Genomic DNA, 14,781 nt, shown 5'->3' with positions numbered 1-14,781 from the left:
ATCAATCGTTGCGCAGAATGCGCTCGCCTTCGGTTTCGATGTCGTCGAATTGGCCACGCTCGATCGCCCACCAGAGACCGCCCAGGATCACCAGCACGAGCACGACCGAGAACGGGACGAGCAGGAAGAGGATGTCCATCAGCCTGCGCTCCCCGCCGGCCTGGCCAGGCGCGCCGCGTTGAGCACCACCACCAGCGAGCTCGCCGCCATGCCGAGCCCGGCGAGCCAGGCCGGCAGCCAGCCCGCCAGCGCCATCGGCACGCACAGCGCGTTGTAGCCGGCCGCCCACCAGAGGTTCTGGCGCACGACGCGAAGCGTGCGGCGTGCCTGCGCGATGGCCTGAGGGATGGCCGCGAGCGAATCGCCCAGCACCACGAAATCGGCGCGCGCCTGCGCCAGGGGGACCGCAGCGCCCACGGCGAAGGACGCGTGGGCATGCGCGAGCACCGGGCCGTCGTTGAGGCCATCGCCGACCATCGCGACGCGCCCACCCCGCGCCTGCAGCGCCTGCAGCACGCGCAGCTTGGCCTCGGGCGTGCAGTCGCCCTGGAACGTGCCGATGCCCGCGCGCCGCGCGACCTCCTGCGCGGCGGCGGCGCGGTCGCCGGAGAGCAACTGCACGGCCAGGCCCTGCCCCCGCAGCGCGGCCACCACGTCGACGGCATCCGGGCGCAGCTCCTCGGCCAGCACGAAGCTTGCGATCCAGCCCTGCGCGTCGCTCAGGTGCACCTGCGCCGCTTCGACGTCCAGCGGATCGACCACGCAGAAGGCCGCCGAACCCAGGCGCAGCGAGCGAGCCGGGCCGCCTGCATCGCCTGGACGGCGCAGCCGGCCCTCGAATCCCATGCCGCTGTATTCCGTGGCGCTCAGAAGTTCCCAGGCCGGCGGCGAGCGGAACTGCGCACGCCATGCACTGACCAGCGCGCGAGCGGCCGGATGCAGCGACTGCGCCCCGAGGGCGGCGGCGAGCTCGACTGCGTCGCCGGGCCGCAGGCCTTGGCGGCAATAGACACGCTCCAGCCTGGGCGTGTCGCTCGTCAGCGTTCCGGTCTTGTCGAACACCACGGTGTCCACCGATGCCAACGCTTCCAGTCCCTGGAGATTGCGCACCATCACGCCGCCGCGCGCGAGGGCGCCGGCGCTCGCAAGCATGGCCGCCGGCGTGGCGAGCGATAGCGCGCAAGGGCAGGTCACGATGAGCACCGCCACCGCGACCATCAACGCGCGGCCGGGATCGGCCTGCCACCAGAACGCAGCGGCGAGCGCAGCCGCGGCCATCACCGCCAGCAGGAAGGGCCGCGCCGCACGGTCCGCCAGCCGGGCGAGCCGCGGCTTCTGCAGCGAGGCGCTCTCCATCAAGGCGACGATCTGCGCGAAGCGCGTGCCCTGCCCCACCGATTCGACCTGCACCTGGACCGCCGACGAGAGGTTGTGGCTGCCGGCCAGCACCCGCGCGCCGCAGGGGCGCGGCACCGGGCGCGATTCGCCGGTCAGCAGGGCCTCGTCGGCCGTGGTGTCGCCGGCGGTCACGATGCCGTCCGCCGGGAAGGCCTCGCCCGGCAGCACGCGCACGACGTCGCCGGGCACGAGCCGCCGCACCGCGACGCGCACGAAGGCGCCATCGGCGCCGAGCCGCTCGACGCTGTCGGGCAGCCGGTTCATCAAGGCCTCCAGGGCCCCGGCCGTGCGGTCCCGCAATCGTGTCTCCAGCCATCGCCCCGTGAGCAGGAAGAACACGAACATCGTGAGCGAATCGAAGTAGACCTCATGGCCCAAGGGCCCAGCAGCGTCGAAGGTGGCTGCGGTACTGACCACGAAGGTCACCGCGATGCCGAGCGCGACCGGCAGGTCCATGCCGACGCGGCGCATGCGCAGGTCGCGCAGCGCGCTTCGAAAGAAAGGCCCGCACGAGAACAGCATCACGGGCAACGTGAGCACCCAGGAGGCCCAGCGCATCAACTGCGCGGCGTCGGGCGCCAGGTCGCCGGGCTGGGCGATGTACGCGGGATAGGCGTACATCATCACCTGCATCATGCAGAAGCCCGCGACCAGCCAGCGCCAGAGCGCCAGCCGGGCCTCGCGCCTGCGTCGTGCGCGCAGGGCCATGTCCGCGGCGGGCAGCAGCCGGTAGCCGGCTGCTGCGCTGGCGTCGAACCAGCGCGAAGGCCTCACTGCCCCGGCCGACCAGACCACGCGTGCCCGCCGGGTCGCGGCATTGACCTCGACCTTGTGCACGCCGGGCACCTGGGCCAGCGCCGCCTCGACGGTGAAGGCACAGGCCGCGCAGTGCATGCCTTCGACGACGACCTGCGATTCCCAGCGGCCGGCGGCTGCATCGCCGTCGAGCGGTCGGCCGAAGGCGTGCCATTCGGCCGGGTCGTCCAGCGCCGCCCAGCCGGCCTGTGCTTCGGCATCCGGGCGCGTGGGATCTGCGCGGGTGGACGGACCCGTCGATAGTGCAGCTTGCATGCCGCGAGGCTAAGGGGGCGCGCGTGCGCCGGGCTTGATCTGTATCAACCTGGGGGCGCGCCGTGCGCCTACGCTTGGCGGCATTGCATCTTTCATCGGAGACATCATGTTCAAACGCATCCTCGTCGCGACGGACGGCTCGACGCTGTCGAAGAAGGCCGTCGCCAGCGCCATCTCGCTTGCGGCGCAGCATGACGCGGACCTCGTCGCCCTCACCGTCGTTCCGCGCTACCCCATGAACTATTTCGATGGCGCGATGTCGTTCGCGCACGAGGATGTCGCGCGCATCGAGAAGCAGTGGGCCGACAAGGCGCAGGGTCTGCTCGACGCCATCGGCACGCGGGCGAAGGCGGCCGGTGTCCCGATCAAGACGATCACGATCACCTCGGACCGGGTGGCCGATGCGGTCATCGCGGCGTCGAAGAAGCACAAGAGCGACCTGATCGTGATGGCCTCGCACGGGCGAAAGGGGATCAAGCGGCTGTTGCTGGGCAGCGAGACGCAGCACGTGCTGACGCACTCGGCACTGCCGGTGCTGGTGCTGCGATAGGCAGCCGGGCGCTTTCATTCATGCAGGAGTTCATTTCATGACCACGAGGCAAATCCTGATGCTGAAGGCAATGGCCTTCGTATTCGCGACGGTTGGGGCGACCGGGCTGCTGGTCGCGGCAGGGCTTGCCGAGGAGCCGGAGATGTCCGCCGCGAACAGCTGCGTGTTTTGCCTGGGGGACGGTGGGTTGGTGACCAGTCGATGACATGCGGGAGAGGTCCTGCGGAGTGAACCTCTCTCTTGCTCCCTTTCATCTCGGTAGAAGGTTGGGGTGAGGGGAACTGGGCCTTCTGTTTGTACGTTGCGCTTATGTTGCGGCTGGAGCCGGGGCGTCGTCCCGGCGGCCGAGTCACTTTCTTTTGCTTCGCCAAAAGAAAGTAACCAAAGAAAAGGCGACCCCACTGGCCGCGACCCTCCGCTTCGCTACGGGCAACCTGCGGTGCTCGCTTTTCGCGGGGTCCGCGCAAACTCGCTTCGCTCAAACACGCGCGGCCCTGATCCGCGAAAAGCTCCGCTCCTCGGCGCGGCCAGAGGGGACTTGGAATTCAACGCGCCATGGCGCGTCCTTCTGTGGAGTGCAGAGTGACGTGAGCCCTTGGTCCTCGCTCGCACTCGTGCTCGCGCATACGCTCCTAGTCACGCCCAGGCCGCCGGGACGAACCCCCGGCTCCAGCCTCAACAAAAGCACAAGGTACGAATCGACAGCCCAAGTGCCCTCCCCCCAACCCTTTCCAAAGAAAGAGAGAAAGACAGACAGAGCCACCCTTCTCAGTGCGCCTCCGACAGCTGATCCAGGATCGCCGGATTCTCCAGCGTCGACGTGTCCTGCGTAATGGCTTCGCCTTTTGCCACCGAGCGCAGCAGCCGCCGCATGATCTTCCCGCTGCGTGTCTTCGGCAGGTTGTCCGCAAAGCGGATGTCCTTCGGCTTGGCGATCGGGCCGATCTCCTTGCCGATCCAGTTGCGCAATTCCGCGGCGAGCTTGCGCGCCTCCTCGCCGGTCGGACGCGAGCGCTTGAGCACGACGAAGGCGCAGATGGCCTCGCCGCTGGTCTCATCTGGCCGGCCGACCACTGCCGCCTCGGCCACGAGCTCGGTGCACGACACGAGGGCAGACTCGATTTCCATCGTCCCCATGCGATGGCCACTCACGTTCAGCACATCGTCGATGCGGCCGCCGATCGTGAAGTACCCGGTTTCGGCGTCGCGCGCTGCGCCGTCCCCTGCCAGGTAGTAGCCGCGCAGTTCGGACGGATAGTAGCTCGAGCGGTAGCGGTCGTCGTCGCCCCAGATGGTGCGGATCATCCCGGGCCAGGGCTTCTTGATCACGAGGATGCCGCCTTGGCCGTTGGGCACGTCGGCCCCTGTCTCGTCGACGATGGCGGCGATGATGCCCGGGAACGGCAGGGTGCACGAGCCCGGCACGAGGGCGGTCGCACCCGGCAGCGGCGTGATCATGTGGCCGCCGGTCTCGGTCTGCCACCAGGTGTCGACGATCGGGCAGCGCCCGCCGCCGACATGCTTGTGATACCACTCCCACGCGGCCGGATTGATGGGCTCGCCCACCGAGCCGAGGATGCGAAGGCTGGAAAGGTCGAAGCGCCGCGGATGCACGTCGGCGTTGGCCTCGGCCGCCTTGATCAGCGAACGGATGGCGGTCGGCGCGGTGTAGAACACCGTCACCTTGTGCTTCTCGATCATTCTCCAGAAGCGCGCCGCATCCGGGTACGTCGGGACGCCTTCGAACACCACCTCGGTCGCGCCCAGCGCCAGCGGCCCGTACGCGATATAGCTGTGGCCCGTGACCCAGCCGACGTCGGCCGTGCACCAGAACACATCGTCGTCATGAAGGTCGAAGGTCCATTTGGCGGTCACGGCCGCCTGCACCAGGTAGCCGCCGGTGCTGTGCTGCACGCCCTTGGGCTTGCCGGTGGAGCCGGAGGTATAGAGCAGGAAGAGCGGGTGCTCCGCACCCACCCATTCAGGCTCGCAGGTGTCGGGCTGCTCGTGCGTGAGCTCGTGCATCCAGTGGTCATGCGGCTGCCATTCGACGGCGCCGCCGGTGCGGCGATAGACAACCACATTGCGCACGGCCTCGCACCCGCCGAGCGACAGCGCCTCGTCGACCAGCGCTTTCAAGGGCAGCGTCTTGCCACCGCGCACCTGCTCGTCGGCCGTGATGACAGCGACGGCACCGGTGTCGGCAATCCGGTCGCGCAGCGAATGCGCCGAGAAGCCCCCGAACACCACGGAGTGCACCGCGCCAAGGCGCGCGCAGGCCTGCATGGCCGCTACTGCCTCGACGGACATGGACATGTAGATGGCGACGCGGTCGCCCTTGCCGATGCCCAGCGCCTTGAGCGCGTTGGCCAGGCGGCAGGTCTGCGCGAGCAGCTGCGCATAGGTGGTGTGCGTCACCTTGCCGTCGTCGGCCTCGAAGACGATGGCGACCTTGTCGCCCCGGCCGGCAGCGACCTGACGGTCCAGGCAGTTCCAGGAGACGTTCAAGGTGCCGTCCTCGAACCACTTGTACATGGGCGCCCGGTCGGCACCGAGCACCTTCTTGAAAGGCGTCTTCCATTCCACGAACTCGCGTGCCAGGCGTGCCCAGTAGCCTTCGTAGTCGGCCTCGGCCTCGGCCGCCAGCGCGTCGTAGGCGGCGCGTCCGGCGACATGGGCCGAGCGCGCGAGGGCCTCGGGCGGGGGATAGTGCTTCGGGGTCTGGGTGCTGTCCGGTGCTGTCATGCGTGGGTCTCCTGTGTGTCCCGATGGTCGGCGACTCGACACCGGCGAACCTTGCGCTAGCGCAAATGTCGTGCCGGTGGAAGGCGGCGTGCCCCGCCGATCACGCTGTCCCGTTTTGCAGCAGTTGCTCAACAGCGGCACAGCGGCCCGCGCAGCAGCATTGCCGCGCCGGCGCACTGCGCCTTCGAAAAGCTCAAGCGCGACAAGGACTTGCCCCGTCCGCGACGGCGCGCCAGCGGCATGGCCCGCGCTTTGCAGAAGTGGCTGCGCGGGACGCGTCGTCCCGTCGGCACCTTTTCCAACCCCTGACTGGAGACGATTCATGGACATGGCAGAAATGGCCCACCTGGGCATTGCGAACCCGTACAAGGCGCAATACGGCAACTACATCGGCGGACAGTGGCTCGCGCCGATCGACGGCCAGTACTTCGACAACCTCACCCCGATCACCGGAAAGGCCTTCACCAGCATCCCTCGTTCGAATGCAAAGGATGTCGAGGCGGCGCTCGATGCCGCGCACAAGGCCAAGGCCGCCTGGGGCGCGGCTTCGCCCACCGAGCGCGCCAACGTCCTGCTGAAGATCGCCGATCGCATGGAGCAGAACCTGCAGCTGCTTGCCGTGGCCGAGACCCTCGACAACGGCAAGCCGCTGCGCGAGACCATGGCGGCCGACATCCCGCTGGCCATCGACCACTTTCGCTACTTCGCTGCCTGCATCCGGGCGCAGGAAGGCGGTATCAGCGAGATCGACCACGAGACCTACGCCTATCACTTCCATGAACCGCTGGGCGTCGTCGGCCAGATCATTCCCTGGAATTTTCCGATCCTGATGGCGGTGTGGAAGCTGGCGCCGGCGCTGGCTGCGGGCAACTGCGTGGTGCTCAAGCCGGCCGAGCAGACGCCGGCCTCGATCCTGGTACTGATGGAGCTGGTGGGCGACCTGTTGCCGCCGGGCGTGCTCAACGTGGTCAACGGCTTCGGACTGGAGGCGGGCAAGCCCCTGGCCTCCAGCAGTCGCATCGCGAAGATCGCATTCACGGGCGAGACCACCACCGGCCGACTGATCATGCAGTACGCGGCGCAGAACATCATCCCGGTGACGCTGGAACTGGGGGGCAAGTCGCCCAACATCTTCTTCGAGGACGTGATGTCGGCCGACGATGCCTTCTTCGACAAGGCGCTCGAGGGCTTCGCGATGTTCGCGCTCAACCAGGGCGAGGTCTGCACCTGCCCGAGCCGGGCACTGGTGCAGGAATCGATCTACGAGCGCTTCATGGAGCGCGCGATCAAGCGGGTGGAAGCCATCAAGCAAGGCCACCCGCTGGACCCGTCGACCATGCTCGGCGCCCAGGCCTCGCAGGAGCAGATGGAGAAGATCCTCTCGTACATCGACCTCGGCAAGCAGGAGGGTGCACAGTGCCTGACGGGCGGCGAACGCAACGTGCAGGGCGGCGAGCTCGCGGCCGGCTACTACGTCAAGCCGACCGTCTTCAAGGGGCACAACAAGATGCGCATCTTCCAGGAGGAAATCTTCGGGCCGGTGGTGTCGGTCACGACCTTCAAGACCGAAGAGGAGGCTCTGGAGATCGCCAACGACACGCTCTACGGATTGGGCGCCGGCGTGTGGACCCGCGACGGCGCACGCGCCTTCCGCATGGGCCGCGGCATCCAGGCAGGACGCGTATGGACCAACTGCTACCACGCCTATCCGGCGCATGCCGCCTTCGGCGGCTACAAGCAGTCGGGCATCGGCCGCGAGACGCACAAGATGATGCTCGACCACTACCAGCAGACCAAGAACCTGCTGGTGAGCTACAGCCAGAACAAGCTGGGCTTCTTCTGAAGCGAAGCCTCATGGCATCCGACCCGGGGGCGCGCGAGGCGCCCTGCGGCATCGTCCGCCGCGTGTCCGCCACGCCGGCGGCGCAGGCGCTCATCGAGCGCCTGCGCGCCGTGCACGGGCCATTGATGTTCCACCAGTCTGGCGGCTGCTGCGACGGCAGCGCACCGATGTGCTTCGTGCTCGGTGAATTCCAGACGGGTGACGCGGACGTGTGCCTGGGCGAGATCGGCGGCGCGCCCTTCTACATGAGCCGCTCCCAGTTCGAATACTGGGAGCACACCCACCTGATCATCGATGCGGTGGCCGGCAACGGCGGCATGTTCTCGCTGGAGCGGCCCACCGGGCTGCGTTTCATCACCCGCTCGCGGTTGTATGACGATGCGGAGTGGAGGTGGCTGGAGGGGCAAGGGAAGCTCTAGTCTGGGTTGGGTTGTATGGTCAGTGGGTGGCGGGGGGCCTCACGTGAGAGGAACAAGGACGGGCTATGCGCCATGAATCCATGAATCGCCGATTTTTAGATATCACCTACTGCAGCGTAAGCGTTTCCCAACGTGGCCCTAGAAGGTCACTCGAATCCCAGCGTACAAGCTCCAATTCGAGCAATCGACCGTTCTCGTCGGCGTGGAGCAGCACAGACAATTCGGCGCCGTCGCTGTCGAGCATCCGTCCTTCGATGCCGAAGGGATGCTGCCCACGATATGGAGGTCTCTTGTACCCAGCGATGTCGAACATGACTCGAGATCCATCTGGGGTGGCCAGGGTTGCGGAGGCTTTTTCAAGATCTTCAAGGAGTTGCGTCCGTTCACGTTCTTCAAGCCTGCTGGCGAAGTTGGCGATTAGCGTCATCTCATCGTGAGTTAGTGTGCGCATGTTTATTTCACCGGGAAGAGTGTTCCGACGTTTACCGTTCCGCTGGGCAGCAAGCGTGCGCGATATTCGACTTCGACGCCGTCGACGGTCAGCCGCCCAACAACGTCGGAATTCGTGGCCAAGTTCCCGCGCATGGCGCTAACCTCCTTCGCCACAGCAGTTTCGGCACGAGCAATGTTTACACCGGCAGTTTCGAGACGCGAGGCATAGTGAACCGTCTTAAACATTATCTCGGCGCCTGCCGCGGTGCCAGTGGCGGCAACACTACCCACTCCCTTTGCAACCGCCTGTGCCGCCCCTCTGAGTATTCCCAACCCTCCACCAATCAGAAACTCCTCGGGATAGACACCCTCTAGCGGTGGATCGTAGAGTGGCGAATTGTCAATCCAGTTTCCAAGAGGCGTGCCTTGCACATTGGACTGCGGGGCCACAGGAAATGCGGACGCACCGCCAACACCAGCCGCCAGTGCCGCTGCCTGGCTGGCGATCAAGCCGGTAGGGTCCGTCCGGTTCGCCGGGTTGTTGCCCACGTAGGCATACAGATTGAGGTCGTCCTTGTAGCCAATCGGATCCGTCTGCAGGAACCTGCCGAGGCTCGGCGAGTAAAGCCGTGCCTTGTAGTAGTACAGCCCTAGCTCGCCGATGAGTTGCTGGCCGGTGTACCTGAACCTCGGTCCCGTCGCCGTGTTCGGCTCGCCAAAATGCCCATAGCTGTAGATGCCCGTGGAGGCACCGGTCGCATTGGCCGTGGCCACGATGCTGCCCAGGTGGTCCGCGTAGAACCAGTTCTTGGCCGTGGTGCCTGCGCCTTCGTACCAGACGATCGGCTCGTCGGTGCCCGGTCCATGCACATAGCGTCGTTGCAGCGTGGTCCCCGCCGCGTCGTACTCGGCAATCAGGTTCGCGGCGTCGTACAGCAGGTTCGTCATGCTGGCTCCGATCACCGTCTGCCTGAGTCTTCCCTCTGCGTCGTAGGCGAGGCTGGCTGCAGTGCCCGTCTTGCTCGCCGTCTTCAGCCGGTTGTCCAGGTCGTAGCCATAGCTCCAGGTGCCATCGCCCGTGAGGTTGCCGTTGGCGTCGTAGCTCTGCGTTGCGCCACCCGCCGCGGTGTACTGGTTCAGCCCATTGCTGGTGTAGCTCTTCGTGCCCGCGCTTGCCCCGCTCCACTGGTACAGGTTGTTGGTCCAGGCGACGCTCTTGAGCTCTCTGACTTGGTTGCGCGTGTAGCTGTATTGCACTTCCTGAGACGGCGAGGCGAGGAAATTCTTCAGCGTGGCGAGTGCCCCCTGGTTGTCATAGCCACGCTGGACGGTGGTGCCGTTGCCCAAGGTCACGGTGGTGCGCCGTCCCAGGTCGTCGTAGGCGTAGCTGGCCAAGTTGACGTTGCCGTTCTCCTGGATGACGCTCGGCCGGCTGGCCGCGTCATAGCTCGTGGTCGTGTAGAACGCATCGGGCCAGGTGGTGCGGATGCGGTTGCCCGCGGCGTCGTACTGGTGGCTCAGGGTCTTGCCGCCCGCGGCGGTGCTCGCGAGCCGCCCGGCGTTGTCCCAGGCATAGCTGATCGCGTGCGTGCCATTGGCGAACTGGGCCGAGGTCCTGAGCCCTCGCAGGTCGTAGCCGAACTGTACGTTGTCGGCAGTGTTCGGATAAGACCGTGCTGTCAGGCGGTTGAGGTTGTCCCAGCTCTGTGCGATGGTCTGGCCATTGCGCTTGCGCAGGCTCGTGACGTTGCCGTTGGCGTCGTACGCGTTCTCCTCGTAGTCGTTCGCGTTGCCGTAGAGAGGCATGTTGGGCAGCGGGTAGTACGTCCTGGCGAGCCGGTCGAAGCCGTCGTAGGTGTGGACGGTGAGGTTGTTCTTGGCGTCCTTGACCGAATCGACATTGCCGTTGGGCGTGTAGGTGTAGGTCGCATAAGCCTGGGCCAGTGCCGTGCCCACGGCCTTGTTGACCGCCTGCACGGTGTCGTCGAGGTTGTAGATGGTCTCGGTGACGCGGTTGCCCCCGTCGGCTGCGGGAAGGTACTGCGTCGTCCGGAAGGGTCGATCCACGTCGTCATAGGCGATGTCGGTGATGGGCGTCGGAGCCGCCTCGCCGGGGCAGGTGGTGGCCGCGGCAGTGAGCGCCGGACCCCAGGCCCGGGTGACCTTGCCGGTCTCGCTGTAGCGGCTGCAGCTCACGAGCCATTGAGTCCCCTGCTGCGCCGCGCTCTTGACCGCGCGGCCGTCCGCGTCATAGGCCACGCGGCTCTGCTTGCCCACCGCATCGGTGACCTGCGTGGGCCGGCGCTCGGTGTCGTAAGCCGTGGCGATCGTGTCCGCCACATCGGTGCGCGGCCCATCGACCCCGGTAGGGTTTCCGGTCAGGTCATACGTAAAGCTGGTCGTCAGATTCAGCTTGCCGGTGCCCGCATCAACCGTGCTGGTCTGCGGCACGTACTTGTTCGCAGCGTTGTAGGTGGTGGCGGTCACCACGCTGTTGCTGGCGCTGGTCTTGACGGTCTGCGAGCTCGGCAGGTAGAAGCTCGGGAAGCCGCTCGGCGTGAAGGCGCTGTAGGCGTAGGTGGTCTGAGGTGCCACTCCGGCCGCATCGGCCGGGGCGGTGATGGCCAGCGGCAGGCCTTGCGCGGTGTAGGTGTAGGTGGTGGTTTTGCCCCGCGCGTCAATGGCGGTAGCCACCTTGTTGAAGGCGTTTTCGTAGTAGAAGCGCTGCACCCGGCTGGCCAGGCCGCTGCCGGGCTTGGCAATGCTGGTGATGCTCTGGACGTTGTGCGTGCAGCGGAACGTCGGGTTGGTGCAGGTAGCGTCGTCGTAGGCGTACTCGGTGGCGTTGCCCTCGGGCAGCTGCCTGCGGATGAGGCGCGACTGGCCGTCGTAGGTATTGATGGTCCAGTTACCCACGGGGGTGCTGGACTGAATGACATTGCCCTGCCCGTCGAGATAGCTGGTGCGGGCGACTGCGCCCGGACCCACTTCCTCGGTTCGAGATCCGGCGAAGTAGTAGTCGTAGCTCTTGCCCCGCGCATTCACCTGGTTCTTCACGCGCCCGAGGCTGTCGTAGGTGTTGGTGAGCGCGGCGGTGGCCGGGAGGCTGGGGTTGTAGATGCTGCGGATCTGTCCCGGTAGGGTGTACGAGAAGGTCGTGCCTTGACCCAGTGTGTTGGTGAAGGTGGCGAGGTTCGAGTTGGCGTCGTAGCCGAAGCTCACGGAGCGCGTCCCGTCGCTGACCTGCGCGATGCGCCCGTTGGCGTTAGTAAAGGTCAACGTGCGGCCCAGGCTGTTCTGGACCTGCGCGAGGTCGTTGCCCGAGTAGGTGAACTTGGCCTGGACGCCGCTGGGCTCGGTGTAGGTTTCGGCCTTGCCGGCGGCGTTGAACTTCAGGGCGGCGCGGTTAAGGAACTCATACGCATAGGTGCCATCGGTGCTCTTCGTCAGCTTGCCGGATTTGCCGGGTGGCGGGTTGTACATGCCGGTTCCGTCGGGCAGCTTGACGAACACCTCGGCGTTGAGACCCTGGGTCACCACCACGGTGTTGTTGATCAGTTGGTCGCCGAACCAGCGTTGGCCGAGCGTGGCGGCCACGAGCTTGGCAAGCGGGCGTGCCGGGTCCATCAGCAGGTCGAAGGAGGCCTTGTGCTCGACGATGGTGCCCACGGCATCCAATGCAGAGTCCTCGCCCATGGCCTGGAAGCCATCGGAGTTGACAGCGGCGCTGGCGTTGAAGTTGTGCGTCCAGCCCTTGCCCAGAGGGCCGTTCTGGTTGCGCATGCCGGAGCTGTAGAGGCGTTGGAAGCTCAGGCTCAGGGGGAAGGCGCCGACGCCGACATTGATGTCTTCGTGGTTGTAGAGGAAATGGCCCTGGACCATGTCGATCGGATCGCCGAGGAGTTGCGGGCCAGCCTGGGTCAGATCGCTTTGTTCTCTGGTTGCTTGGACCACGGTTGCGCTGGCCGCCCCCGCCGACTGGTCGTACGTCGAGTAGCCGCCGGACAAACCGTTGCTGATGATGGAACCCAGGTACAACCCGGAGCCCACGGTGAAGTAGCCCGCACCGCTCCAGCTGTTCTCGGCGATGTCGCAGCGCGCGGGCAGGATCAGGCGCAGCCCGGAGGCCAAATAGCTGCTGAAGTTGCCGAGATGCGCCCCGCAGTTCACCAGGTTGGGCTGCACGGCGCTCGCGTAGTTGGCCGACGTGGCGTTGTAGATGCGCTGGCCGGCCGCCGAGGCGAGGTCCATGAGCTTGACCGTTGATACGGCCGGAACGCCGGTGGTCTGCTGCACGGCCGTGGACTCCAGGATGCTCAGGTGCATGGCCCAGTTGGCGAACGCCGCGCTCTCCTTGTCGGTGTTGCCTGCGAGGTTGGCCACGGCCAGCACGTTGCTGGGAAGGTCGACGTAGGCGCTGCCGGTGTAGCCCACGATGCCGACCTGGTGCTGGTGCAGCAAGGTGGTGTCGGCGATGCGCTCGGTGATGGTGCCGGCGTGGGTGTTCTGGGCGATCCACTGGGCGCCGATGACGCCCAGGGTGCTGCCCAGCAGCGGTTCGGAAGCGTCGGCGGCGCCGGAAGCCTTGAGGTCGCTGAGGGTCCTGCGGTAGTTCTCGGCGGGGCCTCGGCCTGCCGGACCCCAGCCGTTGGCGATCAGGAAGGTGTTGGTGCCGCCGCCCAAGATCCTCTGGGTGAAGCTGTGGTTCGCCCAGGTGGAAACGTAGGCGTTGTGGGTGACGGTGAAGGTGATCGAGGTGGAGGTACCGGGAGTGACTGCCGTGCCGGGCGCCCCCACAGCGACGCCATCGAGCTCGAGGATGGGCTGGTTGGCACCGTTGTAGGTGAGGGTCAGGCGACGCCCGTAGATGGCATCGGACGTGTAGGTCTGATCGATGCCCTGGTACTGCACGCGCAGGGTGGGCTTCATGTAGGCCGGGAGTTCGGCGAGTTCCTCGCTGCCCCAGGCGGTGTTCTGGTAAGGCAGTGATGTCTGGCGCAAGGCGCCGTAGAAGGGGACGATGGTCTTGCCGCCGAGGACGTCGTCCAGGGTGGCGGTTTGTTTGGAGGTGCGCAGGGAGACCGCGAGGATGCCAGCGTACTTCTCGAGGTTGAAGCGGATGTTGTTGCGGTTGATGTTCTGGACGTAGTCGGCCGCGACGGTGGCGCCGCTCTGGGCGGAGGCCAGGTAGTTGGCGGCGTTGTAGCCGGCGTAGCTGGCGAGGTCGATGCCGCTCTTGAAGGTGTGGGGCTTGTAGCTCGGGTCGAAGACGTACCAGCTGCCGTTGATCTTGGTCTTGACCCAGACGTGCTCGATGGAGACATCCGTCAATGCGGCGACGGTGCCGGGGCAACTGCCCGCGGTGGTGGCGTTGATCTCGTAGACCGGGATCTGGGCCTGGCCCAGGAGCGAGAGGACACCGCAGGCATTGGCGGTGCTCACGCCCCACCACTCAGTCAACTGAGCGGCGCTGAGCTTGGCGATGCCGCGCACGTAGTTGGCCTCCATGCCGGAGGCGCGCAGCAGCTCGACCATCAAGGCCGCCTGGTCGTGGGCGGTGGCCTGGTTGTCGAGCACGGCGCCGAGCGCGCCCTTCTGGATGCCGAAGGTGGGGTAGTACTCGATGTTGTTGCGAACGTACTGGTAGATGAGGTCCGGGTGGTTGCGCAGGGACCGCGCGAGCTCGGCGATGGAGGCGGGGCCGGAGGCAGCGGCGTCGCCGGAGATCTTTGCGGCGGAGGTGGAGGTCGAAGTCTTGCTGGTCTTGGTCGCCGTGGATGCCGCAGTGACGCCTTGATTGACGTTGGCCGGAAGGACTCTCGACTTCAGGATGCGCTGGGCATCGGCGAAGGTGACCGGGGGCATGTTGGCGCGAAGGACGCCGGGGGCGGGGGCGAATTCGCCGGGGGTGCTGCTGGTGCTGCTGGTAGCGGCTGCACCTCGCGCGGAGACATTGGCCTCCTTGGCACCGTCCTTGACCGCCTCGCGCCGCACGGGGTCCTTGGCGGTGGGAAGGTCCACAGCCTGGTAGCGCAGCGCAGGCTGGCCGCTGGCGAAGCTCAACGAACTGCCCGAGCCTGCTGCGGCACTCAGAGAGGAACGCTGGCTGATGGCGGAGGTGGCCTTGGCCACGGGAACACCGAGGGCAATGGCAGGCGGTGCCGCCTTGCGTGCACCGCCTCCCTGGATCTGTGCAGCAGCGATGCCGCCCGCAAACGATGTGGCAACGGCCACGGCAACGGCGCACGCGCGCGCGAGCTTGGACATGGGAACTCCCCGATTGTTTTCAATGGAAAGGAAACGAGCAGCCCTGCCCTCCCAGG

The 14,781-nt window shown here is 66.4% G+C and carries 9 protein-coding genes; 4 read left to right on the top strand and 5 right to left on the bottom strand.

The features are described 5' to 3' along the window. Position 1: 1 nt before the first annotated feature. Together ccoS and G3W89_RS14240 are read right to left on the bottom strand one after the other, a co-directional pair. Positions 2-139, bottom strand: a complete 138-nt coding sequence (gene ccoS / locus G3W89_RS14245) for a cbb3-type cytochrome oxidase assembly protein CcoS (RefSeq protein WP_162574693.1) — start codon at positions 137-139, stop codon at positions 2-4. Then, on the bottom strand, positions 139-2,469 hold the full coding sequence (locus tag G3W89_RS14240; RefSeq protein WP_162574691.1) for a heavy metal translocating P-type ATPase: 2,331 nt from the start codon (positions 2,467-2,469) through the stop codon (positions 139-141). Before G3W89_RS14240 ends, ccoS begins: the two co-directional genes overlap by 1 nt. A 106-nt stretch (positions 2,470-2,575) precedes the next feature. Here G3W89_RS14240 and G3W89_RS14235 point away from each other — a divergent pair, with 106 nt between their 5' ends. Further along, positions 2,576-3,019, top strand: coding sequence for a universal stress protein (locus G3W89_RS14235; RefSeq protein ID WP_162574690.1), 444 nt, complete (start codon positions 2,576-2,578; stop codon positions 3,017-3,019). 37 nt (positions 3,020-3,056) lie between these two features. After that, positions 3,057-3,224, top strand: a complete 168-nt coding sequence (locus G3W89_RS14230; RefSeq protein ID WP_162574689.1) for a hypothetical protein — start codon at positions 3,057-3,059, stop codon at positions 3,222-3,224. A 563-nt stretch (positions 3,225-3,787) separates the two neighbouring features. On the opposite strand, the gene acs is transcribed toward G3W89_RS14230, so the two are convergent. Next, positions 3,788-5,764, bottom strand: a complete 1,977-nt coding sequence (gene acs, locus G3W89_RS14225) for an acetate--CoA ligase (protein WP_162574688.1) — start codon at positions 5,762-5,764, stop codon at positions 3,788-3,790. A 322-nt stretch (positions 5,765-6,086) separates the two neighbouring features. On the opposite strand from acs, the gene adh reads away from it, so the two are divergent. Together adh and G3W89_RS14215 are read left to right on the top strand one after the other, a co-directional pair. After that, positions 6,087-7,607, top strand: coding sequence for an aldehyde dehydrogenase (adh, locus tag G3W89_RS14220; protein ID WP_162574687.1), 1,521 nt, complete (start codon positions 6,087-6,089; stop codon positions 7,605-7,607). A gap of 11 nt (positions 7,608-7,618) precedes the next feature. Then, a complete protein-coding gene (locus tag G3W89_RS14215; protein ID WP_162574686.1) occupies positions 7,619-8,026 on the top strand; it encodes a DUF779 domain-containing protein in 408 nt (135 codons plus the stop codon). 106 nt (positions 8,027-8,132) lie between these two features. On the opposite strand, the gene G3W89_RS14210 is transcribed toward G3W89_RS14215, so the two are convergent. Together G3W89_RS14210 and G3W89_RS14205 are read right to left on the bottom strand one after the other, a co-directional pair. Continuing rightward, positions 8,133-8,477, bottom strand: coding sequence for a DUF6984 family protein (locus tag G3W89_RS14210; RefSeq protein WP_443083172.1), 345 nt, complete (start codon positions 8,475-8,477; stop codon positions 8,133-8,135). Positions 8,478-8,479: 2 nt separating this feature from the next. Continuing rightward, positions 8,480-14,725, bottom strand: a complete 6,246-nt coding sequence (locus G3W89_RS14205) for an RHS repeat-associated core domain-containing protein (RefSeq protein ID WP_162574683.1) — start codon at positions 14,723-14,725, stop codon at positions 8,480-8,482. Positions 14,726-14,781 lie beyond the last annotated feature (56 nt).

The sequence above is a fragment of the Variovorax sp. PBL-H6 genome (assembly GCF_901827155.1).
Classification (GTDB): Bacteria; Pseudomonadota; Gammaproteobacteria; order Burkholderiales; family Burkholderiaceae_C; genus Variovorax.
Note: the sequence above shows the minus strand (reverse complement) of the source record. Positions and strands in the feature narration are given on the sequence as shown.